The 25,570-nt window shown below is 66.8% G+C and carries 23 protein-coding genes and 1 tRNA gene; 11 read left to right on the plus strand and 13 right to left on the minus strand.

Translation table 11 applies throughout. From position 1 onward, the window contains the following. Window positions 1-199: 199 nt before the first annotated feature. Window positions 200-1,795: a cisplatin damage response ATP-dependent DNA ligase gene (locus AC1DX5_RS12780; protein ID WP_478016058.1), complete on the minus strand. Its 1,596-nt coding sequence runs from the start codon at window positions 1,793-1,795 to the stop codon at window positions 200-202. A gap of 84 nt (window positions 1,796-1,879) precedes the next feature. On the opposite strand from AC1DX5_RS12780, the gene AC1DX5_RS12785 reads away from it, so the two are divergent. After that, window positions 1,880-2,707, plus strand: a complete 828-nt coding sequence (locus AC1DX5_RS12785; RefSeq protein WP_478015813.1) for a metallophosphoesterase — start codon at window positions 1,880-1,882, stop codon at window positions 2,705-2,707. A 1-nt stretch (window position 2,708) separates the two neighbouring features. Here the strand turns inward: AC1DX5_RS12785 and AC1DX5_RS12790 are convergent, their stop codons facing one another. Both AC1DX5_RS12790 and AC1DX5_RS12795 read right to left on the minus strand, forming a co-directional pair. Next, on the minus strand, window positions 2,709-2,894 hold the full coding sequence (locus AC1DX5_RS12790; protein WP_465171375.1) for a DUF1328 family protein: 186 nt from the start codon (window positions 2,892-2,894) through the stop codon (window positions 2,709-2,711). A 56-nt stretch (window positions 2,895-2,950) separates the two neighbouring features. Continuing rightward, the gene (locus AC1DX5_RS12795) at window positions 2,951-3,448 is read right to left on the minus strand and encodes a Dps family protein (RefSeq protein WP_465171376.1); all 498 of its coding nucleotides are present in this window, start codon (window positions 3,446-3,448) and stop codon (window positions 2,951-2,953) included. 292 nt (window positions 3,449-3,740) lie between these two features. Between AC1DX5_RS12795 and rpmG the strand changes: the two genes are divergently transcribed. Continuing rightward, window positions 3,741-3,908 carry a 50S ribosomal protein L33 gene (rpmG, locus tag AC1DX5_RS12800; protein ID WP_034157855.1) on the plus strand — a complete coding sequence of 56 codons (168 nt, stop codon included), beginning with the start codon at window positions 3,741-3,743 and terminating at the stop codon, window positions 3,906-3,908. Window positions 3,909-3,998: 90 nt separating this feature from the next. Here the strand turns inward: rpmG and AC1DX5_RS12805 are convergent, their stop codons facing one another. Continuing rightward, window positions 3,999-4,361: a response regulator gene (locus tag AC1DX5_RS12805; protein WP_465171377.1), complete on the minus strand. Its 363-nt coding sequence runs from the start codon at window positions 4,359-4,361 to the stop codon at window positions 3,999-4,001. Between the two features lie 39 nt (window positions 4,362-4,400). Between AC1DX5_RS12805 and AC1DX5_RS12810 the strand changes: the two genes are divergently transcribed. The 3 genes from AC1DX5_RS12810 to AC1DX5_RS12820 all read left to right on the plus strand — a co-directional run bounded on the left by AC1DX5_RS12810 (window position 4,401) and on the right by AC1DX5_RS12820 (window position 5,844). Beyond that, the gene (locus AC1DX5_RS12810; RefSeq protein WP_465171378.1) at window positions 4,401-4,673 is read left to right on the plus strand and encodes a DUF3572 family protein; all 273 of its coding nucleotides are present in this window, start codon (window positions 4,401-4,403) and stop codon (window positions 4,671-4,673) included. Beyond that, window positions 4,670-5,293 carry an HAD family hydrolase gene (locus AC1DX5_RS12815; RefSeq protein WP_465171379.1) on the plus strand — a complete coding sequence of 208 codons (624 nt, stop codon included), beginning with the start codon at window positions 4,670-4,672 and terminating at the stop codon, window positions 5,291-5,293. Before AC1DX5_RS12810 ends, AC1DX5_RS12815 begins: the two co-directional genes overlap by 4 nt. An 83-nt stretch (window positions 5,294-5,376) precedes the next feature. Then, window positions 5,377-5,844 (plus strand): RidA family protein, encoded by a 468-nt coding sequence (locus AC1DX5_RS12820; RefSeq protein ID WP_478015815.1) that lies wholly within the window; start codon window positions 5,377-5,379, stop codon window positions 5,842-5,844. Window positions 5,845-5,857: 13 nt separating this feature from the next. Here the strand turns inward: AC1DX5_RS12820 and AC1DX5_RS12825 are convergent, their stop codons facing one another. From AC1DX5_RS12825 to AC1DX5_RS12860, 8 genes are all read right to left on the minus strand, one after another. Further along, window positions 5,858-8,308 carry a fimbria/pilus outer membrane usher protein gene (locus tag AC1DX5_RS12825; RefSeq protein WP_465171381.1) on the minus strand — a complete coding sequence of 817 codons (2,451 nt, stop codon included), beginning with the start codon at window positions 8,306-8,308 and terminating at the stop codon, window positions 5,858-5,860. Window positions 8,309-8,353: 45 nt separating this feature from the next. Further along, window positions 8,354-9,112 carry a fimbria/pilus periplasmic chaperone gene (locus tag AC1DX5_RS12830; protein ID WP_465171382.1) on the minus strand — a complete coding sequence of 253 codons (759 nt, stop codon included), beginning with the start codon at window positions 9,110-9,112 and terminating at the stop codon, window positions 8,354-8,356. A 145-nt stretch (window positions 9,113-9,257) separates the two neighbouring features. Further along, a complete protein-coding gene (locus tag AC1DX5_RS12835; RefSeq protein WP_465171383.1) occupies window positions 9,258-9,494 on the minus strand; it encodes a hypothetical protein in 237 nt (78 codons plus the stop codon). Continuing rightward, entirely contained in the window at window positions 9,491-10,048 is a 558-nt protein-coding gene (locus tag AC1DX5_RS12840; protein ID WP_465171384.1) for a hypothetical protein, read from the minus strand. Before AC1DX5_RS12840 ends, AC1DX5_RS12835 begins: the two co-directional genes overlap by 4 nt. 144 nt (window positions 10,049-10,192) lie before the next feature. Further along, the gene (locus AC1DX5_RS12845) at window positions 10,193-11,191 is read right to left on the minus strand and encodes a hypothetical protein (RefSeq protein WP_478015817.1); all 999 of its coding nucleotides are present in this window, start codon (window positions 11,189-11,191) and stop codon (window positions 10,193-10,195) included. Window positions 11,192-11,649: 458 nt separating this feature from the next. Next, window positions 11,650-12,255, minus strand: a complete 606-nt coding sequence (locus AC1DX5_RS12850) for a hypothetical protein (protein WP_465171386.1) — start codon at window positions 12,253-12,255, stop codon at window positions 11,650-11,652. A gap of 150 nt (window positions 12,256-12,405) precedes the next feature. After that, window positions 12,406-13,032, minus strand: a complete 627-nt coding sequence (locus AC1DX5_RS12855) for a response regulator transcription factor (RefSeq protein ID WP_465171387.1) — start codon at window positions 13,030-13,032, stop codon at window positions 12,406-12,408. Window positions 13,033-13,132: 100 nt separating this feature from the next. Beyond that, window positions 13,133-13,219, minus strand: a tRNA-Leu gene (locus tag AC1DX5_RS12860). Between the two features lie 98 nt (window positions 13,220-13,317). Here AC1DX5_RS12860 and AC1DX5_RS12865 point away from each other — a divergent pair. The 6 genes from AC1DX5_RS12865 to AC1DX5_RS12890 all read left to right on the plus strand — a co-directional run bounded on the left by AC1DX5_RS12865 (window position 13,318) and on the right by AC1DX5_RS12890 (window position 22,872). Further along, entirely contained in the window at window positions 13,318-14,247 is a 930-nt protein-coding gene (locus tag AC1DX5_RS12865) for a complex I NDUFA9 subunit family protein (RefSeq protein ID WP_478015819.1), read from the plus strand. A 56-nt stretch (window positions 14,248-14,303) separates the two neighbouring features. Then, window positions 14,304-15,107, plus strand: coding sequence for an undecaprenyl-diphosphate phosphatase (locus AC1DX5_RS12870; RefSeq protein ID WP_465175431.1), 804 nt, complete (start codon window positions 14,304-14,306; stop codon window positions 15,105-15,107). 162 nt (window positions 15,108-15,269) lie between these two features. After that, complete coding sequence (locus tag AC1DX5_RS12875) at window positions 15,270-16,712, plus strand: NAD(P)-dependent oxidoreductase (protein WP_478015821.1); 1,443 nt, start codon at window positions 15,270-15,272, stop codon at window positions 16,710-16,712. Beyond that, the gene (gene gltB / locus AC1DX5_RS12880; protein WP_465171454.1) at window positions 16,709-21,229 is read left to right on the plus strand and encodes a glutamate synthase large subunit; all 4,521 of its coding nucleotides are present in this window, start codon (window positions 16,709-16,711) and stop codon (window positions 21,227-21,229) included. Before AC1DX5_RS12875 ends, gltB begins: the two co-directional genes overlap by 4 nt. A gap of 171 nt (window positions 21,230-21,400) precedes the next feature. Continuing rightward, window positions 21,401-22,078, plus strand: a complete 678-nt coding sequence (locus AC1DX5_RS12885; RefSeq protein WP_465171455.1) for a glutathione S-transferase family protein — start codon at window positions 21,401-21,403, stop codon at window positions 22,076-22,078. Window positions 22,079-22,134: 56 nt separating this feature from the next. Then, window positions 22,135-22,872, plus strand: coding sequence for a DUF72 domain-containing protein (locus tag AC1DX5_RS12890; protein WP_478015823.1), 738 nt, complete (start codon window positions 22,135-22,137; stop codon window positions 22,870-22,872). On the opposite strand, the gene pepN is transcribed toward AC1DX5_RS12890, so the two are convergent. Beyond that, entirely contained in the window at window positions 22,869-25,466 is a 2,598-nt protein-coding gene (pepN, locus tag AC1DX5_RS12895; protein WP_478015825.1) for an aminopeptidase N, read from the minus strand. The genes AC1DX5_RS12890 and pepN overlap by 4 nt on opposite strands. Window positions 25,467-25,570: the final 104 nt, after the last annotated feature.

A 25,570-nucleotide genomic window follows, 5' to 3' on the forward strand; every position in this document is an offset into this window, starting at 1 on the left:
ACCGGTACAGCAGATTATCCCTGATCCCCAACTCGAGCGACAAGGCTGACACCCGCTCGCCCGACTCAATCCGACCCAAAACCCACAGCTTGAACCCCCGGTCGTGCCGTCGTCGATGGTCCTTCGACATTCTTGCCCTCCATCCAGAGAGCTCTCTCTTATTTCATGTCTCAGTCTAGGGGGTCATTCCAGGGTAGCATCAGCTGATCAGCCGCCGCAGCGCCGCGACGGTATCGGCTTCCGCCGCAGGCTTGTCGTTGCGGATTCGGGCGATCCGGGGGAAGCGCATCGCGACGCCCGATTTGTGGCGCTTGGATTCGTGGATCGAATCGAACGCGATCTCCAGCACCAGCGTCTTCTCCACTTCGCGCACCGGGCCGAAGCGGTTGAGCGTATGGCCGCGCACAAAGCCGTCGAGCATCTTCAGCTCCTCGTCGGTGATGCCCGAATAGGCCTTGCCCACCGGCAGCAGCTCGCCCTCGTCGGTCCAGCAGCCGAAAGTATAGTCGGAATAGAAGGAGGACCGCCGGCCATTGCCGCGCTGGGCGTACATCATCACGCAATCGGCGGTCAGCGGATCGCGTTTCCATTTGTACCACAGGCCGACGCGCCGGCCGGTGACATAGGGCGAATCGCGGCGCTTCAGCATCACGCCTTCGATCGAGGCGTCGCGCGCGCCGGCGCGGATGCCTTCCAGCGCCGTGAAATCGGCGGCGTCGATCACCTGGCTGACATCGAACCGCTCGGAGTCGAGCTGTGTGGCGAAGGTCTCCAGCCTAGGGCGCCGCGCCGACCAGGGCAGCTCGCGCAGATCCTCGGCGCCGTCGAACAATATGTCGTAGAGCCGGACAAAGGCGGGATAATCGGCCAGCATCTTCGCCGAGACGATCTTGCGGCCGAGCCGCTGCTGCAGCGCGTTGAAGCTCGCCGCGCCGCCGCCTTCCTCCAGCGCGCCGCCCTGGAAACTCCCCTTCACCATCAGCTCGCCGTCGAGCACGCCGGGCGTGGTGAAGTCCCGCGCGACCTCGGGGAAGCTGCCGGTGATGTCGTCGCCCGCACGGCTGTAGAGCCGGGTCTCGCCAGCGACATGGACGATCTGGACGCGGATGCCGTCCCATTTCCACTCCGCCGCATAATCGTCGAGGCTGAGGCGCAGATCATCGAGCGGATGGGCGAGCATGAACGGGCGGAACACCGGCACGTCCGCGGCGGTCGGCTGCGTTCCGCGGCCCTCGGCCCAGGCGAACAGCGACGTATAGGGCGGGGCGATGCCGTGCCACACTTCCTCGACGGCCTCGACATCGAGCCCGAAGGCCTGGGCGAGCGCGGTCTTGGCGAGGCGCGCCGAGACGCCGATGCGCAGCGCCCCGGTCGCCATCTTGAGCAGCGCGAAACGCTCGTCCGCATCGAGCCGGTCGAGCATGCCCGCCAGCGCGGCCGGCGCGTCGGAGCGGGAAAGCGCGCCCAGCCGGTCGACCACCTGCGCGACGGTCAGCGGCTCCCCGTCCTTCGGCGGTGTCTCGGGCGCGGGCCAGAGCAAAGCGACGGTCTCCGCGCTGTCGCCGACATAGTCGCGGCTCATGCGGAACAGCACGGGGTCGACGCGCTCCTCGATCAGCGCGCGGATCATTGCCGGCTTGATCGCGGGGAGGTCGAGATCGCCGGTCAGCGCCGCCATCGCCCAGCCGCGATCGGGATCGGGCGCCGCCGCCAGATAATCGGCGATCAGCTTCAGCTTGGCATTGCGGGACCGGGTGTAGATCAGCCGGTCGAGAAGGTCGGCAAAGGCACGCATCAGGTGCGGAACATGGCGCGGGCGTCGGGGTTCCGCCAGCATCATCGCGCTGGCGCCGCGCGGCGGCTCGTTTATGCTCGGGCGGTGCGCCGTCTCCTGCTCGTCCTCGCCTCGCTCCTTGTCCTTGCGCTCCTGCTGTTCGGCTGGGGCCTCCTCAACGCGCGGGCCGACCCCGTCGTCCGCCGCGCGACGCTCGCCCTGCCGGACTGGCCGGCCGGCGCGCCGCCGGTGCGCGTGATTCTGTTCAGCGACGTGCATATCGCCAGCGCGACGATGGACTCGGCTCGGCTGGCACGCATCGTCGGGCGGGTGAACGCGCTGAAGCCGGATCTCGTGCTGATCGCCGGCGATTTCGCTTCGGGTGACGATCCGGCGCGCGCCGCGGCGATGGCGAACGGGTTGTCGCCGCTGGCCGGTCTGCGCGCGCGCCTGGGCGTGATCGCAACGCTCGGCAATCACGACCATTGGACCGATCCCGCGCTGATCGGCCGCGCCCTTGAAGCGGCCGGCGTGACGGTGCTGGACAATCAGGCGGTGCAACGCGGGCCACTCGCGATCGGCGGCGCCGGGGATGCCTATACGCGGCATCAGGACCTGCCGGCGCTGCGCGCGGCGATGCGTCCTCTCGCCGGCGCCCGCATCATCCTGACTCACTCGCCCGACCTCGCGCCTCAGCTACCGGCCGACATGGCCCTGCTGCTCGCCGGCCACACGCATTGCGGGCAGATCGTGCTGCCGCTGTACGGGCCCGTCACGCATGTTGCGGCACCGCGCTATCGTTGCGGCATCGTCCACGAAAAAGGCCGCACGGTCGTGGTGACCGGCGGCCTTGGCACCAGCGCGGTGCCGCTCCGTTTCGGCGCGCCGCCGGACCTGTGGGTGCTGACCCTGGGCCCGGCGCCGCGAGCCTGATCTAGTCGATCGCGTTCTTCACGCCCTTGCCGGCGAGCAGACCGAGCACGAGCAGCACGACGAACACCGCGATCGCGACGAAGAACAGCAGCTTGGCGATGCCGATGAAGGTGCCGCCCAGCCCGCCAAAGCCGAGCAGGGCGAGAACGACGCCGATGACGAGGAAGATGATGGCCCAGCGAATCATGTCACTCTCCTTGAGTATGAGAGCGAAACGATCCGCCGGGCCGGCTTGTTCCGCGATCAGCCCTTCCGGCTTGCCTCGAACAGGAACCAGGCGCGCTCCTCGGCCTCGTCGGTCCAGGTGTCGAGAATGCCGCTGGTCGCATTGTCCTTGGCGGTGTCGACGATCTCCTTCGCCTCGCGCAGGCTCTCGACCAGCTTGAGATTGTCCTCGCGCAGTTCGGCCAGCATGTCCTCGGCCGAAACGAAGGGCGCGTCATTGTCCTTGATCGTCTGGTGGCGCGAGATGTCGCCGATCGAGCGCAGCGTGGTGTTGCCGGTCTTGCGCACGCGCTCGGCAATGGCGTCGGTCGTGGCGAAGATCTGCGCCGCCTGGGCGTCGAGCATCAGATGGTAATCGTGGAAATGCGGCCCCGACACGTGCCAGTGGAAATTCTTGGTCTTGAAATAGATCGCGAACGAATCGGCGAGAATGCCGTTCAGCGCCTCGGCGACGGTCTTGGCGGCGTTGCTCTTGATGTCGGTGGGGGTTTTCAGCGGAGCGGCGGGATCGGCCATGGTGTCTGTCCTCGGTTCGGTTTCGTTGCGAGAACGGTCCGATAGCGCAAACGCTCCGCGTTCGCTTCCGTATTTGTACCGATCAATGCAATCGATACGCTAGATAAGACGCGGCGCCCGAATCCCATGGCCCTCGTCCCGTTCGGGGAGAAAACGCGTCCCGATCGCCCCGAACAGGGTGTCGGGTCCCGTCTTAGGGTTGACATATCGACGACTCTCCGCCATCGGGCAGGGCTTGAGAGCGGCGGCTTGTTCGCCGCTTTTGCTTTTTCAGCATACAGGATTTCAGGTCATGGCAAAGCCGACCACCGTCAAGATCAAGCTGCTCAGCTCGGCAGACACCGGCTTCTTCTACGTCACGAAGAAGAACCCGCGTACCAAGACCGAGAAGCTCAGCTTCAAGAAGTACGATCCCGTCGTGCGCAAGCATGTCGAGTTCAAGGAAACCAAGATCAAGTGATCTTGCCGGCGGCGTAAGCCGCCGATCGGTCATCCCGGCGCTGGCCGGGATCCAGAGCCGCGAGGGGTGCCTTCGCGGCTTTTTCCGTGTCTACAGCAAAGCCGCCACCGCATCGACGAAGCGGACCAGCGAGATCGGCTTGGACACATAGGCGTCGGCGCCCACTGCGCGGATGCGTTCCTCATCCTCGCGGCCGGCATAAGCGGTCACCGCCATGATCGGGATCGCCTTGAGCGTCGCATCGGCCTTTAGCTGGCCGATCAGCTCGAACCCGCTGACATGTGGCAGCTGGATGTCCATCACGATCAGATCGGGCATGAAATCGCGGGCGCGCTCGACCGCCTCGCGGCCGTCGCGCACGGGCTCGGTCACATATTCATGTGCGCGGAGCAGGTCGCAGAAAAGCTTCAGGTTGAGTTCGTTGTCCTCGACAACGAGCACCTTCTTTGCCACGTGCGCGCATTCCCCATTGTTCCGGATCGCTGATAGGCAATGCGCGCGCCAGAGACAAATCACGATGCCGCCGCCCTTGCGCTGCAGGCGCTTGTCTGGACCCTAGGCGAGCCGGCCCGGGCGGAGCGGCTGCTCGACACGACCGGTCTCGACCCGGCCGAGCTGCGCGTCCGGGCGACCGACCCGGCGGTGCTCGCCGCGACGCTTGTCTTTCTCGAAGCCTATGAGCCCGATCTTGTCGCCTGCGCCGCGAGCCTCCAGGTGAAGCCCGAAGCGATCGTCGCCGCCCGCCGCGCCCTGGAGTCCGAATGAAACCCCTGCTGATCTGCGATTGCGACGAAGTGCTGCTCCACATGGTCCGCCATTTCGGCGTATGGCTGGGCGAGACGCACGATATCGAGTTCACGCCCGATGGCGCCGATTTCGCGACGAACATGAAGCGTCGCGACGGCACGCCCGCGCCTAGCCGCGAGGAGATGTGGGGCATGCTCGACCAGTTCTTCCCCGCCGAGATGGACCGCCAGACCCTGGTGCCGCACGCCCGGGAGGCGCTGGCCGCGCTGTCGGAGATCGCCGATGTGGTCATCCTGACCAACCTCACCGATATCTGCCGCCAGCCGCGCATCGAGCAATTGGCGAAGTTCGGCATCGCGCACCGCGTCGAATGCAACCAGGGCGGCAAGGGCGGCCCGGTGGCGCGGCTGGTCGCGGAGCATGGCGATCCGGTCACCGTGTTCGTCGACGATCTGGGCGTGCATCATGATTCGGTCGCGAAGCACGCGCCGCAGGTCCACCGGCTGCACATGATCTCCGAGCCGGCGATGGCGCCGAACGTGCCCAAGGCGGCGGCCGCGCATGCGCGGATCGACGACTGGCGCGAGGCCGAGGCATGGATCGCGGCGCGATTCGCCGCCGGGTTGCCTGCGGACTGATCGCGTCGAGGCTCCCGGCTTGTCGCGGCGGCGTCTTTCCTGCATCCGCGGAGGCGATACTCCAGACTGAAGGGGCGTTGTTTATGACCGATCGAATCGACCGCAAGCTGGCTGAGCTCGGCCTCAGCCTTCCCGCCCCGGCCGCGCCGGTCGCGTCCTATGTCCCTGCGGTCGAATCGAACGGCATCCTCTACGTATCGGGGCAGCTGCCGTTCAGGGACGGCGCGCTGATGACCGGCCGGCTCGGCGAGGATGTCGATCTGGCGTTCGGGCAGGAGGCGGCGCAGCGTTGCGCCCTGATGATCGTCGCGCAGATGAAGGCCGCACTGGGCGGGCTTCACCGGGTCGAGCGGATCCTGAAACTCGGCGTGTTCGTCAACTCCGCGCCCGGTTTCACGGACCAGGCCAAGGTAGCGAACGGCGCCTCGGACCTGTTGTTCGCGCTGTTCGGTGAGCCGGGCCGTCATGCCCGCAGCGCGGTCGGGGTGCCGGTCCTCCCGCTCGGTGTGGCGGTGGAGATCGACGCGATCGTGCAGCTCGCCCAAGCCTAGGGGCGGGCCGGGCTCAACGCGGCTCGGGCCGCAAATCGCCGGCCGCGATCGTTGCGTCGGCGCCTTTCGGGATGACGAGCTCGAAGCTGGTCTTGTCGGTATCGGTCAGCGTGATCCGCCAACGCCCCGGCGCCAGCCCGGTCGCGCCGAACCGGCCCGCGGCGTTGGTGAACAGGGCAATCGGTTCGCGTTCGGGATGCGCTTCCTCGGTCGCGGTGCCCGCCACCAGCGCGATCGGTGCGCCGTCGGCGCCGAGCAGCCGCCCAACCGCGCTGGCCATATAGTCCGAACCCACCGTCAGCCGGTATCCGCCGCGATAGGGCGGCAATAGCCGGAACGATCCCTCGCCGAGATTGGCGCCGAGCGGCGCATCGGGCGCGGTCACCTGTACATTACGTTCGCTATAGCTGCTGAGGCTGGACTGGAGTGCGGTGCCGAGCGCGCCCGTTTCCGCGGTGGAGAATTTGCCATAGGCATCGACCAGCACGTCGGCGCCGCGCAGCGAGGGGTGCGCGCGCACGATGGCGAAGCCGTCCTGGACCGGGCGGCCGATCGAAAAGGCGCCATCGGCCATCGCCAGGGCGGTGCCGAAGCGCAGCGAGGATCGCTGTGCCGTGGAACGCGCGAGATCGGGCGCGAACGTGCTGAAATGACTGAACCCCAGCTCGGCCCGATTGGTGTAATAGGAGCCGTTGACGCTCGCCCCGGCACCGCTGTCGCTATGCTCGATATCGGCGTTCAGATTATACGCGCCGGTGCCCGATCCGCTATAGGTCTGGTAGGTCAGCCGGCCGCGGTTGTCGCGGCTGTCATAGTCGGATCGCAGGCTGGAGGCGCGGTCGAGCCGGTAGGTGAGCGAGAGAAACGCGCCGATGCGATGGCCGCGACCATCGCGCTCATAGCTCAGGTCTCCGGTGAAACTGAGGTCGGGGCTGATCCGCCAGCCGCCGGTCGCGCGGATGCTGCCGACATTGGGCTCGCCGTCGCGCCCCTTTGAATAGCGCAGGTCCAGCCCGGCATAGACCGCGTCGCTGATCGCGCTGTTGTAGCTCATGCCGGCGATATAGCGGTAGGGATTGAATGGCACGCCGGTGCCGATCGGTGCGAAATGGCGGCTTCGCGCCTCGAACGACACCGACAGCGCATCGGCCCGGTCGCCGCCGCGGGTGATCGTCCGCTGGAAGGTCATGATCCCCGCCCAGCCCGGCCCCACGCCCTTGACCCGGGAGGCCGAGGCGAAGCCGCCGAACGACCCGACCGGAGTCGCCACGACCGTCTCCACCCCGCCCATCCATCCGCGGTTGTCGGCCTGAGCGTTGGCGCCGAGCGTCAGCCGGTCGCTCACGCCGCGGCGGTAGAAACCGCTAAAGGCAAGGTCGCCGCTATAGACCGGGCCTCGTGCGCCGGTGGGCGCGAGCGTCCCGGCATAAAGGCCGAACTCGCTCAGGCCAGTGGCAAGCTGCGCCTGATCGAGGAAGATGTCGAAGTCGAACGACTGCGTGCGCCCGGCATCGTCCGTGATGGTGAGCCGGACATCGTTCGCGCCCTGGGTGAAGGGGAAGTCGCGCAGGTCGAAACTGCCCGGATCGAGTTCGAGCCGCCGCACCAGCTGGTTGTTGACGCGCACCTCGACGGTCGATCGCCGGTCGAGCTGGAAGCTGCGATTGCCGCGCGGCCGAATGATCGTCTGCGGATCGAGCAGCGAATAGAACCGGGAGATCGACAGGCCGGCAATCTCGGGCGCCGATTGAAAGCCGCGTGCGAGCGTCTGCAGGTCGCCGCCGCTCCAGCGCACCAGATTGTGCCGGTCGTCATAGACCAGCCGCGTGCCGCGCCGCTGCAGGTCGGGGCCGGCCCCGCCCGCGCGCCAGTTCGCCTCGCTCTCCAGCACCACGCCGCCGGCGCGGATCGCCCCGTCGAGGAAGGTGACCGGCGCGGCAATGCCCGAATCCGGTCCCTGCTCCACCCAGTCAAGCGATCCCCGGATGTTGAGATAGGCGCTGAGGCCGGCCGGCGCGACATAGGTTACCGGTCCGCGCGCGTCGCTGTCGCGCAGGGCGACCGACCGGCTGGCGCGGCTCGCCGCGGCGATCTCGAGCGTGATCTGCAGGGCCTGCGGATCATAGCGAATGCCCACACCGATACCCTGGAGATCGGTGCGGTCGAGCGCGTGCCGCGCGGCGAGCCGGGCGCGCAGCGTCGCGATCAGCGCCGCTGCGATGCGCGGTTCGATCAGGGCCAGCAGTCGATCGGCGGAGAAGCTGGCGCGGCCGGCCGTATCGAGCGTGACGGTGGTGTCGCCGAGATAGGCCTGCCCGTCCATCACCGGCGCGGTCAGCACGATCGCCCGGCCGGTCGGGTTGATCGCGCTCGCGTCCGCCCCGGGATCGAGGACCACGCGCGCCTGCGCCGGATCGGCGGTCTGGGCACGCGCCGCAGCCGGGAACACGAGCGCGGCGAGCATGAGCGCTCCCGCGGCAACCATCGGGTTCATGCGGTAAGCGATGCCTCAGGCATCGGGCGTGAACTGCGCTTCGACTCGCCCGTCCGCCTGCGGCAGCCGGACGGCGAGGGTCATGCGCCGCGTCTGCCCGCCACCGATCAGGCCATAGCCGATCGTCTGCTGGAGATCGGGGCCGGTGAGCTGGGTGCGAAACACTTCGCGACCGTCAGGGGCGAACTGCACGATGCGGACTCGTCCATGCGAGAGATAGCCATGCGCCGCCGAGCTGTTGGTGACCGTGATCACGGGCGCGGGGCTGCCGTCGGCACCCTTGCCGATCTCGGCCGAGGCGATCGTCAGCGCCGGCTTGGCGCCTTCGGGCGAGACGCTTACCAGGACCTGGAAATTGTACAGCAGCTGGATGTTCGACTGCGTTTCGTTGGTCTGGACGGGGAGCTGAGCGACGGTGAGGAAATAGTGCTTGCTCTGCGCGAGCGCGGGATCTCCGACATATTGCACGCGGAAATTCTGGCGTTGGCCGGGCTGGATCAGCGCCTGGGGCGGGAAGGCGGCAAGCTCTCCTGAGTCATGGCCGGTCGCCTTCACGCCATCGGCATTGAGCTCGAGCGTCTCGATGCGGAGTTCGACCGGCAGCGGCTTGTCGAAGCTGTTCTCGACCGTCACCACCTGGCTCATGCCCCGGCCCGAGGTGGTGAGATCGATCACCACTGGCTGAACGGTCATCGCATAAACGGCCGTGGAGATGCCCAGCACCGCCAGCAGGGCGATCAGCCCGCCGATGAAAGATCTACGCTGCAACGTCACGAGCCTACTCCTACACGCTTCGCACCCTGTCGTCGGACGCGGCGGCGGGATGATGGACCCATGCGCCGTCGCCGCCAAGGCAGGAAAAGCGCGGGTCTTGCTTGAGGTGTCTGCGGGGGCGGTTTTCACCGCCCCCGGCAGGATGTCATTTCGGCAAAACGACCCGGACCTTGTCCGGCGGAACGCCGGCGTCGAGCGTCGTCGCCAGCCGCTCATATTCGGCGGCCAGGAAAAGAAGGTCGGCGCGTTCCTCACCGGTGGCGCAGAGCGCCCGTGCACGAAGTTCGGCCGCCAGGGCCTCGGGGTTTTGCAGATCCATTCGACAGACGGGGTTTCCGGCAAGCCCCGCCCCTGGAAGGGCTTGCCGGAAATACCCGATCACGCGGTCGGAGCGATCGTGATCTCGACCTTGCCCGCGTAGGTGCCGGCATCGAGGACAGCGGTCGAGTCAGCGGTGACGCCGCTGCCGACGGTCAGCGAGATGTTGTTCGACACCGAAGCGAGGCGGTCGCCGACCTGGCCCGACGTGGCGCCCGTGCTGAGCGACTGGTCGGCTACGCTGGTGGTGCCGCCCTTGGCGCCCATCGCAACGACGGTCGCGGTGTAGTGGACGGTGTTGGTGTAGCCGTTCGGCGAGTTGGTCGCGGCAGCGTTCACCAGCGGCTTGGCGTCGACCGAGATCTTCGGGTTGGAGCCGTTGCACTTGATGGTGAAGTTGCGGGTCAGGCCGCCCGTATTGCCGGCGAAGGCGGGGTCGACGGTGCCGTCGGTCTTGGCGAGTTCGCCCAGCGTGATGGCGCCGGAGATCGGGGTGGCCGCCGAGCAGCGTGCCGCAACGGTGCCGGTCACGTCGACCGAACCGGTCGCATCCGCAAAGGCAGGTGCCGCAGCGAAAACCGAACCGATGGTCAGGGCGGAAAGAACGAGCTTCTTCATGTCAAATCTCCTTGATCACTTGGGGCCCCTCGCCCCGACAAGGCTCATTTGCCCGGGATCGACCCGCGACCCCATTTAGCTGGCGGTGAAAAGCGACCTAACTTCCAGCGCAACCGGCTATACCCAAGGATATAACAGGGGCGTTCAGAGACCCGCGCAGTTGGTCGCGGCAGAGGCGGTGACGATCGGCGTGAAGGTGATGCTGATCACGTCGCCATAATTGGGGGCGGGGGTCTTGCCGGCGCCGCCTTCCTGCAATGTCGCGCGCAACGCGAGCGTGCCCGCCTCGCCGCCGATCCCGGCCCGGGCGCAGGTGCGCGCGCCGAACGCGGCGTTGGAGGCGACGTCGCGGCCGAGGAAGCGGGCGCTGTAGCGGATCGTCTGGGCCGAATCGGCGAGGTTGCCGCCCGGGAAGGTCAGCCGGAAATCATTCTGCGAGCGCATCTTCACCTCGAATGGGCCGGAGCTGCGCACGCGCAGCGCGTTGGCCGCCGAGGTGGTGAAGCGTTCGGGTGCCGCCTGGACCGCGGCGGTGGTCGCATCCCCGATCTCGCCGAAGTCCAGCGCCGATCCGGCATAATAGGCCTGGAGCGCACTGACGGTGTTGACGTTGATTCGGATCGCCGCGCTGTCGCGCACCGGTACCGGCAAGCTCAACAGCCCCCCTTCGCCCGAGCAGATATAGAGAATGTCGAAGATGATCGGCTCGCCGGCCGACAGATCGGTCCCCGGCGGGACGGAGACCCGCAGGTTGAGCGGCGTCGACAGATCGGACGCGAACAGGTTCCCGAAGTCGTAGCGGATCTCGCCGGCCGCGCCGGCGCCATTGTCCTTCGAATCGAGCGATCGCGGCCGGCCGGCGGTCGACCCTTCCGAATAGAGCACCGGATAGCCGCGATAGGTCACGTCGAGGGGTGGCGTCCCGGACGGGGCGGTCAGGATCAGGCTCACTTCGTTGGTCCGGCCCGTAAGCAGCCCGCGGTTGCGGCGGAGTATCAGCGGAATCGTCACCTCGGACAGCCCGGTCGGCGAAAAGGGATCATAGGTGATGCTGGCGGGCGCGGTCGCGCTGCCGGTCACCCCACAGACGATCGAAAGCTGGCTGTCGGCGCTTGCCGGCGAGGCATATGCCAGCGCGGACATCAGGCCCGTAATCGCAATTCCCGCCGTCCGAACCCTCATAAGGGAGGTGATACGAGAATCTCCAGCGCGGTGCGACCCGATAGTTGTGCAGCGGTTGCGAGGTCCGTCTCGATCGCCCGGACGGTGCCGTCGGCGTCGAGTATCCGGATCAGCAGCCGGGGCATCGTCTGATTGCATGTCACGGCGAGCCCGGGTGAGCGCGCGACCGAGCCGGGCAACGCTATCGCCGGGGCCGTCGCCCAGCATCGCGGCGCGACATGCCCATAAATATCCACACGATCGTTCGCCCGGGCCGAGCCGGGCAATGCCAGAGCCGGTAAGCACGGCGCGACAATGGAGAGTGCCCAACTTGCGTAGGGCAGGGTGCGACCTCGACGAGAAGGGCCCCATTTCATACTGCGACATCATACACACCTGAAGCCGTAAACAAACCATCGCGCGCGATACTTACCCGAATCTTAAGGAGCGATGCCGACCGTGATCGTCAGCGTGTCGGAATAGCGTCCTGCCATCAGCTGGGCATTGCCTGCATAGGCGGGCGCGCTGACCCGCAGATAGGATCCATTGGCCTTGGTGGAGGCAGCCCCCAGCCGCAGGCCGGCGGCGCTGGCCGTCCCGGCGAAGCTGCACGTGCCGCCTGCGGCGAGGTTCGCCGCGTCGCACGATGCCGAGGCGCTGGTGCCGTTGTCGGCGACGACGCGCAGCGCGACCTGATAGGGCGCCCTGGTTTCATACCCGGCCGTGGCGGTGCCCGCCTGCATGGTCATCCCGCCATTGGCCGATGACACCGCGATCCGCGAGGCACCGCTGCAACTGAGCTGAATCGCGAAATCCTTGCTGAACCCGGTCTGGTCGAAATCGGCGCGGTCGATGCTGCCCGTGGGCGCGCCCCCGGCGGCAAAGCCGCAACGGCCGCGCACGGAAGCCCGGACCTCTACCCCCACTTCGACGCTGTTTACCGCGCCCTGCCCGGCGGCATAGGCGGTAACCTGGGCATGCGCCGGCTGGATGATGGCGCACAGCGCCACCAGCATCGCCAGTCCGAACATGCAAAACCGAGTCATCAACCGCCTGTCGAGGGGCGGTTCGATACCGCCAGTCTGGCGGCAGATGGGCCGGCCCCGCGCGTGAGGCCATTCAACCGGCGGTACGAAGCGCGCTTACCAACGGGCGAAAGCGCCTATCTCTTTCGATATAGTCGCCCGGGATTCTCCCTATCCCTCGCGCCCCTGCACCAACAGGATCAGCTCGGTCCGGCTGCGCACGCCGAGCTTCTCGAAGACTTTGTGGAGATGGACCTTGACCGTCCCCTCGGTCAGCCCGAGTTCGTCGGCGATCTCCTTGTTGCGCAGGCCGCGCTGGGCAAGCGAGGTCACCGCCCGCTCGCGCCCGCTCAGCGCTTCCAGCGGATCGCGCGCCGTATCGGGCGACATCGCCAGATCCATCGCCCGCTGCATCACCTCCTGGTCGAGCCAGCGCCGCCCCTGCACCACCGTCTCGAGACAGGTCAGCAGGTCGCGCGGTGCGGTCGATTTGATGACGATGCCGTTCACACCGAGCTGCATCGCCTCTTTCGCGGCCTGATCGTTCATGCCGCTGGTCAGCAGGATCACGGGCCGGTTGTCGCCGCGGTTCCGCAGGATGCGAAGCACGTCGAGCCCGGTGCGCTCCGGCATGCTGTTGTCGAGGATCAGCATGTCCGGCCGCGCGTGCGCCAGCGCGTCGAGCGCCGCCACACCGGTATTCACGGCGGCGACCACGTCGAAATTTGACTTGTCGAGGAGGATCTCGATGCCTGAGAGAGTGAGCGGATCATCCTCCGCCACCAATACCTTGGTCATCCCACCCTTACGCTTATACTTATTCTCGGGTGCCGTTCTTAACACCGACTCCGGTCAACGAGCGAGCGCAAATCTTCATCCGTTCCCTGAACGGGGAAAATGGTGCCCAGAAGAGGACTCGAACCTCCACGGCCTTGCGACCGCCAGCACCTGAAGCTGGTGCGTCTACCAATTCCGCCATCTGGGCACGGGGTAGGGCGCGGGCCTTAGGGGACGCTTGTGCGGCTTGTCAACACGGGTGTCGCACGGCATGGGGGCGGCTCACGCATGGCAAGGCACTGAGGCATGAAGAACAGGCTGGTTACGCTGATCGGCGGCGGGGGTTTTCTCGGCCGCTATGTCGCGCAGGAACTGCTCGCCGCCGGCGCGCGCCTGCGAATCGCGCAGCGCGATCCGCGCGAGGCGCTGTTCCTGAAGCCGCTGGGCGGCCTCGGTCAGACCCAGTTCGCCGCAGTCGACGTGCGCAAGCCCGCCAGCATCGCGCGGGCGGTGCAGGGTGCCGATGCGGTGGTGAACCTGGTGGGCGTGCTCAAGGGCAATTTCCAGGCGGTGCATGTCGACGGCGCACAGGCCGTCGCCGAAGCCGCAGCCGCGGCGGGCGTGCCGGCGCTGGTGCACGTCTCCGCGATCGGCGCCGATCCCGCGAGCCCGTCGGCCTATGGCCGCTCCAAGGGCGAGGGCGAGGCGGCGGTGCGTGCTGCCTTCCCGGCGGCGACGATTCTGCGGCCGTCGCTGATATTCGGCCGCGAGGACCAGTTCGTGAACCGATTCGCCGGCATGATCGCCTTGCCGGTGGTGCCGGTTCTGCGCGCGGGCGTGAAGCTCCAGCCGGTCTATGTCGCCGATGTGGCGCGGGCCGTGGTCAACGCGCTCGGCGGCGAGGGCGCCCAGGGCAAGACCTTCGAGCTGGGCGGGCCGGACGTCCTGACCATGGGCGCGCTGATTCGCTGGATCGCCCGCGCGGTCGGCCGCGAGCCGTCGATCGTCGAGGTGCCGGATGTTGTCGGCGGCCTGATCGCGATGGGGGGCTTCCTGCCCGGCGCGCCGATCACGCGCGACCAATGGCAGATGCTGCAGCAGGACAATGTCGTCGCGGCGGACGCCGAAGGGCTTGCCGCACTCGGTGTGTCGCCGACGCCGATGGATGCGGTCGCGCCGGCCTGGCTCGTGCAATATCGCCGTCATGGACGATTCGGAACGCGCGCCGCCGCGTGACCTGATTCTGGCCGGGTAATCAGTCGCGGCAGGCCGCCGCAAAAGGGGGAATGCGCGTGGACCTGATCATCATCATCCTGCTCGGTATCGTCGAGGGGGTGACCGAATTCCTCCCCGTCTCCTCGACCGGGCATCTCATCCTCGCCGGGCGGCTGTTCGGCCTGCCCCAGGCGGATGCGACCTTCGACATCGTCATCCAGCTCGGCGCGATCCTGGCGGTGGTGGTGCTGTTCTGGGGACGCTTCATGGGCGTGTTGCAGGGGCTGCTGAAGCGCGATCCGGGTGCGATCCATTTCACCCGCAACGTCCTGCTCGGTTTCCTGCCTTCGGCGGTGGTCGGCGCGCTGGCTTATGGCTCGATCAAAGCAGTGCTCGAGGCGCCGGTGATCGCGCCGATCGTGGTGTGCGTCGCGCTGATCGTCGGCGGCGTGCTGATCCTGATCATCGAACGGCTGTCGAAGCGCGTCACCGCCGCTTCGGTCGAGGCGATGACCTGGCGGACCGCGCTTGGCATCGGCGTCATCCAGTGCGTCTCGATGATCCCCGGCGTCAGCCGTTCGGGGGCCACGATCATGGGCGCGCTGATGCTCGGCGTCGATCGCGAGACGGCGGCGGAATATAGTTTCTTTCTGGCGATTCCGACCATGCTCGGGGCGACCACGCTCGCGCTCTACAAGGGGCGGCATGAACTGGGCGACGCACACCTCACCGCGATCGCGATCGGCTTCGTCGTGTCGTTCATCGTCGCGCTACTGGTGATCCGCTGGTTCGTCTCCTTTGTCGGCAGGCATGGCTTTGCGCCCTTTGCCTGGTACCGAATCATCGTTGGCGCCGCGGCGCTGGCGTGGTTGTTGATATAAGGCCGATACGGAACAAATATTTGCAATTACAGTTTAGAATGGGGTCAACGCAGCAATAAATGCGGCAAGATAGGACAGTATAGCTTACCTATATAGCGGATTCTACGTGACATTCGCCTGGAGAAACGCTAGCGCCACCTCGATTTTACGAGGCGGGCGAGCATGGCTGACGGCAACACATTGAAGTTCGTGGACCGGGCACAGTCCTATCCGGGCAAGCGCCCGGCCAAGCCGCGCGCGGAGGATTTCCGCGAGATCGCCGATCGCTATGCGCCGATCGCCGCCGAGGAACAGGCCGGGCGCTGCTCGCAATGCGGCGTGCCCTATTGTTCGGTGCACTGCCCGCTGCACAACCATATCCCCGACTGGCTGCGCCTCACCGCCGAGGGCCGGCTGCGCGAGGCCTATGAGCTGAGCAACGCAACCTCGACCATGCCCGAAATCTGCGGCCGCATCTGTCCGCAGGACCGGCTGTGCGAAGGGAATTGCGTGATCGAATTCTCCGGCCACGGCGCGGTGACGATCGGGTCAGTCGAAAAGTTCATCACGGACACAGCCTGGGAAGAAGGCTGGGTCGAGCCTCTGGTGCCGGGTCCATCGCGCGGCCAGTCGGTCGGCATAATCGGGGCCGGGCCGGCCGGGCTCTCCGCCGCCGAATATTGCCGGGTGATGGGTTATGACGTGCATGTCTACGATCGGCACGATCGGGCGGGCGGTCTGCTGACCTATGGCATTCCCGGCTTCAAGCTGGAGAAGCATGTCGTCACGCGCCGGGTCGATCGGTTGAAAGCCGGCGGCATCGTGTTTCACGAAAGCTTCGAGGTCGGCCGCGATGCGACCTTGGACCAGCTGCGCCAGCGTCACGACGCGATCCTGATCGCAACCGGCGTATACAAGCCTCGCGCGATCAAGGCGCCGGGCGTCGGCAGCGCGGGCGTGGTCGAGGCGCTCGACTATCTCACCGCATCCAACCGCAAGGGCTTCGGCGACGCGGTGCCGGACTTCGACAATGGCAAGCTCGATGCCGCCGGCAAGAATGTCGTGGTGATCGGCGGCGGCGACACGGCGATGGACTGCGTCCGCACGGCGATCCGCCAGGGCGCGACGTCGGTGAAGTGCCTGTACCGCCGCGACCGCGCCAACATGCCGGGGTCGCAGCGCGAGGTCGCCAATGCCGAGGAGGAAGGCGTCGAATTCGTCTGGCTCTCCGCACCCCAGGCGTTCGACGCCGGCGAGGCGGTGACGGGCGTGCACGCGACGAAGATGCGGCTCGGCGCCCCCGACGCGAGCGGCCGCCGCGCGCCCGAGGCGGAGCCCGAGAGCGGCTTCACGCTGCCGGCCGACCTGGTGATCAAGGCGCTCGGTTTCGACGCCGAGGAACTGCCGGCGCTGTTCGGTGCGCCGGAACTCGGCGTGACGCGCTGGGGCACGTTGCTGGTCGACAACAAGACCTTGATGACCTCGCTCGATGGCGTGTTCGCGGCGGGCGACATCGTGCGCGGCGCGAGCCTGGTGGTGTGGGCGATCCGCGATGGTCGAGATGTCGCGACGACGATGCACAGCTGGCTGAAGGCGAAGGCCAAGGCAGGGAAGAAGGCGGCATGACCAAGATGGATACCGAACGCGCCCGCCTCGCCGAGGTCGGCATGTACCGCCCCGAATTCGAATCGGATGCCTGCGGCGTCGGCCTGGTCGCCGCGACTGACGGCACGCCGTCACGCCGCGTCGTCCAGTCGGCGATCGATGCGCTGAAGGCCGTGTGGCACCGCGGCGCGGTGGATGCCGACGGCAAGACCGGCGACGGCGCCGGGCTGCATGTCGACCTGCCGGTCAAGTTCTTCGACGACGCGATCAGCGCCTCGGGCCACAAGACCATGTCCAACCGGCTCGCGGTCGGCATGATCTTCCTGCCGCGCACCGATCTCGGCGCGCAGGAGGATTGCCGGACGATCGTCGAGAGCGCGATCATCGAGGAAGGCTATACCATCTATGGCTGGCGCCAGGTGCCGGTCGACGTGTCGGTGATCGGCCAAAAGGCGCAGGCGACCCGCCCCGAGATCGAGCAGATCATGATCGCCGGGCCGCTGCCGGAGGAGCAGAGCGCCGCCGAGTTCGAGAAGAATCTCTATCTCGTCCGCCGCCGGATCGAGAAGCGCGTGATCGCCGCGCAGATCCAGGGCTTCTACATCTGCTCGCTGAGCTGCCGCTCGATCATCTACAAGGGCCTGTTCCTCGCGGAGAGCCTTTCGGTCTTCTATCCCGACCTGACCGACCAGCGCTTCGAAAGCCGCGTCGCGATCTTCCACCAGCGCTATTCGACCAACACCTTCCCGCAATGGTGGCTGGCGCAGCCGTTCCGCTGTCTTGCGCACAACGGCGAGATCAACACGATCCGCGGCAACAAGAACTGGATGCTCAGCCACGAGATCAAGATGGCGAGCCTCGCGTTCGGCGAATATTCAGAGGACATCAAGCCGGTGATCCCGGCCGGTGCGTCCGACACCGCCGCGCTCGACGCCACCTTCGAGGCGATCTGCCGCTCCGGCCGCGACGCGCCGACCGCGAAGCTGATGCTGGTGCCCGAAGCCTGGGGCCCGAAGGGCGAGATGCCCAGGGCGCATCTCGACATGTACAAATATCTCGCGAGCGTGATGGAGCCGTGGGATGGCCCGGCTGCGCTGGCGATGACGGATGGCCGCTGGGCAGTGGCGGGCATGGACCGCAACGCGCTCCGCCCGCTGCGCTACACCCGCACCTCGGACGGCCTGCTGATCGTGGGTTCGGAGAGCGGCATGGTGGTCGTGCCCGAATCGACCATCATCGAGAAGGGCCGGCTCGGGCCGGGCCAGATGATCGCGGTCGACCTGGACCGGGGCGTCCTGTTCAAGGACCGCGAGATCAAGGACCAGATCGCCGGCGAGGCCGATTACGCGACGATGATCGGCAATTTCCTGGGCGTGAACGATCTGCCGCCGGCACCGAGCGATTCGACCGTGCGGTTCGAGCGCGCCGACCTCACCCGCCGCCAGGTCGCGGCGGGGCAGACACTCGAGGACATGGAGCTGATCCTGTCGCCGATGGTCGAGGGCGCCAAGGAAGCGATCGGGTCGATGGGCGACGATACGCCGCTCGCGGTCATCTCGGACAAGCCCCGGCTGATCAGCCAGTTCTTCCGGCAGAATTTCAGCCAGGTCACCAACCCGCCGATCGATTCGCTGCGCGAGCGGCACGTGATGTCGCTCAAGACCCGTTTCGGCAATCTCGCCAACATCCTAGACACCGAGGACCGGCGCGACGGTGTGCTGGTGCTCGATTCGCCGGTGCTGACCGGGGCCGACTGGGCGCGGCTGAAGAGCTTTTTCGGGCCGAAGGTCGCCGATATCGACTGCACCTTCGAAAGCGGCGGGGGGCCCGAGACGCTGCGTGCCGCGATCGCGCGCATTCGTGCCGAGGCCGAACAGGCCGTGCGCGAAGGCAAGAGCGAGATCTTCCTGAGCGACATGAACATCGGGCCGGACCGGGTCGGCATCGCCGGCGTGCTCGCGGCGGCGGCGGTGCACACGCATCTCGTGCGCCGCGGCCTGCGCTCCTATGCCAGCATCAACATCCAGACCGCGGAATGCCTCGACACGCATTATTATGCAGTGCTGATCGGCGTCGGCGCGACGACGGTGCATGCCTATCTGTCCGAAGCGTCGATCGTCGACCGGCACCAGCGCGGGCTGTTCGGCGACCTGAGCATCGAAAAGTGCCTCGCCAACCATCGCCATGCGGTCGACGAGGGGCTGCTCAAGATCATGTCGAAAATGGGGATCGCGGTGATCTCCAGCTATCGCGGCGGCTATAATTTCGAGGCGGTCGGGCTGTCGCGCAGCCTGGTCAACGATCTCTTCCCGGGCATGCCCGCGAAGATCTCGGGCGAAGGCTATGCCTCGCTGCATCTCAACGCGGCGCTCAGGCACGAAGCCGCCTATGACGAAGTGGTGGTGAATCTGCCGATCGGCGGCTTCTACCGCCAGCGGCATACCGGCGAGACTCATGCCTATTCGGCGCAGCTGATGCATTTGCTGCAGACCGCGGTCGCGACCGACAGCTATTCGACCTATCTGCAATTCTCGCGCGGGGTGGAGGCGCTGCCCCCGGTCTATCTGCGCGACCTGTTCCAGTTCAACTACCCCAATGAGGGTGTGGCCATCGACCAGGTCGAGGCGATCACCGAGATTCGCAAGCGCTTCGTCACGCCGGGCATGTCGCTCGGCGCGCTCAGCCCCGAGGCGCACGAGACCCTGGCAATCGCGATGAACCGCATCGGCGCCAAGGCCGTGTCGGGCGAGGGCGGCGAGGACAAGGCGCGCTACGCGCCTTATCCGAACGGCGACAATGCCAATTCGGGTGTGAAACAGATCGCGTCGGGCCGGTTCGGCGTGACGGCTGAATATCTCAACGCCTGCGACGAGATCGAGATCAAGGTCGCGCAGGGTGCCAAGCCCGGCGAGGGCGGGCAGTTGCCCGGCTTCAAGGTGACCGAGTTCATCGCCAAGCTCCGCCATGCGACGCCGGGGGTTATGCTCATCTCCCCGCCGCCGCATCACGACATCTATTCGATCGAGGATCTGGCGCAGCTCATCTACGACCTGAAGCAGATCAATCCGGTCGCGCGCGTCTGCGTGAAGCTGGTCTCGTCGGCCGGTATCGGCACCGTCGCGGCGGGCGTCGCCAAGGCGCATGCGGACGTGATCCTGGTGTCCGGCCATGTCGGCGGCACCGGCGCTTCCCCCCAGACCAGCATCAAATATGCCGGCACGCCGTGGGAAATGGGCCTGAGCGAGGTCAACCAGACTCTGACGCTCAACGGGCTGCGCGGGCGGATCAAGCTGCGGACCGATGGCGGGCTGAAGACCGGACGCGACATCGTGATCGCCGCGATTCTGGGCGCCGAGGAATTCGGCATCGGCACGCTCAGCCTGGTCGCGATGGGCTGCATCATGGTGCGGCAATGCCATTCCAATACCTGCCCGGTCGGCGTGTGCGTCCAGGACGAGCGGCTGCGTGCCAAGTTCACCGGTACGCCGGAAAAGGTCATCAACCTGATGACCTTCATCGCCGAGGAAGTGCGCGACATTCTGGCCCGGCTGGGCTTCAAGAGCCTGGATGAGGTGATCGGCCGCACCGAGCTGCTGCGGCAGGTCAGTCGCGGCGCCGAGCATCTCGACGATCTCGATCTCAACCCGATCCTCGCCAAGGTCGATGCGGATGACGACCAGCGGCGCTTCAGCCTGTCGGCGTGGCGCAACGAAGTGCCCGACAGCCTCGATGCGCAGATGATCAAGGATGCGGCGGCGGTGTTCTCGCGCGGCGAGAAGATGCAGCTGACCTATTCGGTGCGCAACACGCACCGCGCGGTCGGCACGCGGCTGTCGAGCGAGATCACGCGCACCTTCGGCATGTCGAAGCTGGCCGACGGGCATGTCCATGTCCGGCTGCGCGGCGCCGCCGGCCAGTCATTGGGCGCGTTCCTGTGCAAGGGCATCACGCTCGAAGTGTTCGGCGACGCGAACGACTATGTCGGCAAGGGCCTGTCGGGCGGCATCATCGCGGTGCGCCCGGTGGTGAGTTCACCGCTGGCCAGCCAGGACAATACGATCATCGGCAACACCGTGCTGTACGGCGCGACGTCGGGCAGCCTGTTCGCGGCGGGCCAGGCAGGCGAGCGTTTCGCGGTGCGCAATTCGGGCGCGACCGTCGTGGTCGAGGGCTGCGGCGCGAACGGGTGCGAATATATGACGGGCGGCACCGCAGTGGTGCTGGGGCCGGTCGGCGCGAACTTCGGCGCCGGCATGACCGGGGGCATGGCGTTCGTCTATGACGCGGACGGCAGCTTCGAACGTCGCGCCAACCCGGAGAACATCGTGTGGCAGCGCCTGTCGTCGATGCATTGGGAGGCAGTGCTGCTCAACCTGGTGCGCGCGCACCATGCGGCGACCGACAGCAAATGGTCGGCGGCGCTGCTCGACGATTGGGGCCGGGCGATCGATCGCTTCTGGCAGGTCGTGCCGAAGGAAATGCTGACCCGCCTGGCACACCCGCTCGACGACCGGTCGGAGATGGTGGCGGCGGAATAGGCGCCGGGACGCCCAACTTGTGCTCACGTGGCCGGGCTCGGTTTTCGTCGATAGCCAGTATCGACGGAAGGATTGCGGTTTCGGGATGGGTTTAGACGATCGCCACCGCCTCGACCAAATCGTCCGTCATCATGCCTTCCCCCGCCCGGCCTGTCGGCCTAACAGAGCCATATGTGGCAGCTTTATCAATTCCCCCTGTGCCCCTTCTCGCGCAAGGTCCGGCTCCTGCTCGGTGAAAAAGGCGTCGGGTACGATCTCGTCCTGGAGAACCCGTGGGACCGGCGCGACGAATTCCTCGACATGAATCCGGCCGGCCAAGTGCCGGTCATGGTCGATCCCAAGCGCAATATCCTGCTCATGGATTCGATGGCGATCTGCGAATATCTCGAGGAGACGGTCGACAAGGCGGCGATGATCAACGGCACCGCGGTCAACCGGGCCGAGATCCGCCGGCTGGCCGCATGGTTCGATACGCAATTCTTCCAGGACGTGACCGCTCCGCTGCTCGGCGAGCGGATGATGAAGCGGATCGTGACCAGGGACGCCCCCGACGCGCGCGTGCTGCGCGAAGCGATGAAGGCGGCCGAGCGGCATCTCGACTATACCGATTATTTGCTCGACCATCACAATTGGGTGGCCGGCGCGACGATGAGCCTCGCCGATCTCGCCGCCGCCGCGCAGATCTCGGTCGCCGATTATCTCGGCGGGATCGACTGGAAGGGGCATGAGCAGACCGCGCGCTGGTATCGCGGCTTCAAGAGCCGGCCGAGCTTTCGTCCATTGCTGTCCGAGCGGATGACGGGGATCAACCCGCCCAAGGAATATGACGACGTGGATTTCGACTTCTAGGTCTGATCCGGCCGGGAGCGGGGTCGTTCTGCTCAGCCCGAGCGTTCTCTTCCTCAATGGCGGCAGGCTCTTCCAGGCAGCGGATTCGCATCGGCACGGCGGGCTGGTCGCTGTACAAGCCGCCTGCCGGGCGCTTCCCGGACACGGGCAGTCATCTCGAACGCTATGCCGCGATCTTCGACGCCGTCGAGATCAATTCGAGCTTCTACCGGCAGCACAAGCCGGAGACCTATGCGCGCTGGGCGGCGAGCGTGCCGGCGGGCTTTCGGTTCGCCGTGAAGCTGCCCAAGGCGATCACGCACGAGCGGCGGCTGATCGATTGCGACGACCTGCTTGCACGTTTCGCCGGAGAGGTTGCTGGGCTCGGGGAGAAGCGTGGGCCGCTCCTTGTCCAATTGCCGCCCACGCTCGCCTTCGACGCCATGGTCGCGGATCGGTTCTTCAGCCTGGCCCATGACCTGCTGGGCGGAACGATGGCGTGCGAGCCGCGCCACGCCGACTGGTTCACGCCCGAGGCCGATGCGCTGCTCGTCGAGCACCGCGTGGCCCGAGTCGCCGCCGATCCCGCGCCGGTAGCCGGGGCGGGCGAACCGGGCGGATGGACTGGTCTCCGCTACACGCGGCTGCACGGCGCGCCGCGCGTCTATTGGTCGGCCTATGACCTGGCGGCGGTCGAGCGGCAGGCTGTCGCGGCCCGCGCCGCGGACGTCGAGAGCTGGACGATCTACGACAATACCGCGTCAGGCGCTGCGCTCGGCAATGCGCTGGCGATGCGCGATCTCGTGACCAGTTAGCCGTCGAGGCTGCGCGAGGCCTGTTCGAACATGTCCTTCGACAGCCCCGGCGTCGCCACGATCCGCTCGAGTTCCGCGCGCATCAAGGTGCCGCGTGCCTCGTCGAAACGGCGCCAGCGGCCGAGCGGCGGGATCAGCTTCGCCGCGGTCTGCGGGTTGAGCTTGTCGAGCGCGATGAGCTGGTCGGCGACGAAACGATAACCCTCGCCCGAAACGGCGTTGAACGCCCGCTGGTTGACACTGAACGCCCCGACCAGGGAACGGGCGCGGTTCGGGTTGGCGAGGGTGAAGTCGCGGTGCCGCGCCAGTTCCCTGACGCTCGCCAGCGTGTCGTCGCGTGACGACAGCGCCTGAGTCGAGAACCATTTGTCGAGAACCAGACCATTGTCCGAATAGCGATTGTAGAAGATGTCGAGCGCGGCGATCCGCCGGTCCGAATTGCCGTTGACGAGCGTGGTCAGCGCGCCCTGGCGATCGGTCATGTTGTCGGCTGCCTCGAACTGGGCAAAGGCGAGCGCGGCGGCCTCGTCGCCGCCACCCGCCGCGATATAGCCGAGTGCGACGGTGCGCAGCCGGCGCAGGCCCTTGGCGAGCGGCGAATATTCGAACTTCGTTGCCCGGGCGCGCTCATATTCGGCGCGCCATTTCGCCTCGAGCGTACGGCCGATGTCGCGGCGCAGCGCTTCGCGCGCGGCATAGATCGCCTCGGGATCGACCAGCTTCATCTGGTCGCCGATGAAGCTTTCCGACGGCAGCAGCACTGCCTCGGCCACAAAGGCGCGGTCGAGATGGGGGTCATCGAGCGTATTGGCGATGGCGGCGATGACCGGCGCATGATCGGCGCGACCCTGGCTGACCGAGCTGACCAGGGTGTCGAGCATCAGCTGCTGCATCGCCTCGTAGCGCGCGAAAGGATCGTCGTCATGTGCCGAGAGAAAGGCGAGATCGGCGGCGGAGCGATCGGTCTCGATGACGACCGGCGCGGTAAAGCCGCGGTTGATCGACAGGACCGGGCGTTCCGCGACGGTCTCGAAGGTGATGCGCTCCTCGGCATCGGTCAGCTGGATGAGCTGCTCCGGACCGATCGGGCGCGCACTGTCGGCACCGAACAGCTTGAGCTTGAGCGGGAGGACCATCGGCAGCTTGTCGGGCTGGCCCGGGGTCGGGAGGACGCGCTGCGACAGGGTCAGGGTGGCGCGGCCGCTACCGGCGTCATGCGCCAGCGACGCCGTCACGCGCGGCGTGCCGGCCTGGCTGTACCAGCGGCGGAACTGAGTCAGGTCGATCTCGCCGCCTTCCTCCATGCACGCGACGAAATCCTCGCAGGTCGCGGCGGTGCCGTCGAAGCGATCGAAATAAAGGTCGGTGGCGGTCCGGAAACGCTGGGGCCCGAGCAGGGTCGCCATCATGCGGATGACTTCGGCGCCCTTGTTATAGATCGTCGCGGTGTAGAAGTTCGAGATTTCGAGATATTCGTCCGGCCGGATCGGGTGCGCGAGCGGGCCGGCATCCTCGGGAAATTGCGCGGCGCGCAGGCCGCGTACGTCTTCGATGCGCTTGACCGCGGCGGAACCCTGGTCGGCGGAGAAGCTCTGGTCGCGAAAGACGGTGAAGCCTTCCTTCAGCGAGAGCTGGAACCAGTCGCGGCAGGTGACGCGGTTGCCCGACCAGTTGTGGAAATATTCATGCGCGACGACCGCGGCGATCGCGTCGAAATCATAATCGGTCGCGGTATCGGGATCGGCCAGGATGTAGCGCGAATTGAAGATGTTGAGACCCTTGTTCTCCATCGCGCCGAAGTTGAAGTCGTCGACCGCGACGATGTTGAACACGTCCAGATCATATTCGCGGCCATAGACCCGCTCGTCCCAGGCCATAGCGGTCTTGAGCGCTTCCAGCGCATGGCCGGTCTTGGCGACGTCGGCGGCGCGCACCCAGATGCCGAGCGCGACCTCGCGGCCCGACCCTGTGACGAAGCTGCCGCGATTGGCGACGAGGTCGCCCGCGACCATCGCGAAGAGATAGCAGGGCTTGGGGAAGGGATCGTGCCATTCGGCCCAATGGCGTCCGTCGCCGAGATCCCCCTCCTCGACCGGATCGCCATTGGCGAGCAGCACCGGGAAGCGTGCCTTCTCCGCCGTCATGCGCACCTTGTAGCGGCTGAGCACATCAGGCCGGTCGGGAAAGAACGTGATGCGGCGGAACCCTTCCGCCTCGCACTGGGTGCAGAGATTGCCGCCCGAGGCATAGAGCCCCATCAGCTGGGTGTTGCGATCGGGTGCGATCTCGACCTCGGTCTCGATCGTATGCGCCGAGCCGGAGAGCGGGATGACGAGCGTGTCGTCGTCGAGCGCCCAGTCATTGATCGTCTTGCCGTCGACCTTGACCGACAAGGGGGTCTGGCCGCCGCCATCGAGGCGGAGCGGCGCGTCATGCGCGCCGTTGCGGATGATGTGCAGCACGGCCTGTACGCGCGTCTTCTCCGGCGCGAGGTCGAAATCGAGCGAAATTTCCGGCACCAGCCAGTCGGGCGCCTCATAATCCTCGCGGCGCGTGACATGGGGCAGGGCGGTGGCGGTCTGGACGTCGAGCATGTCGCTGGATGTAGGGGCGCGCTTTCGCTCGTGCCACCGAAATCGCCGCCCGGCCTGCCGCACTTGCGCAGGCGCATGGCGGTGCTAGGCCGTCGTTCATGATC

The organism is Sphingomonas sp. P2_B6 (assembly GCF_056404755.1).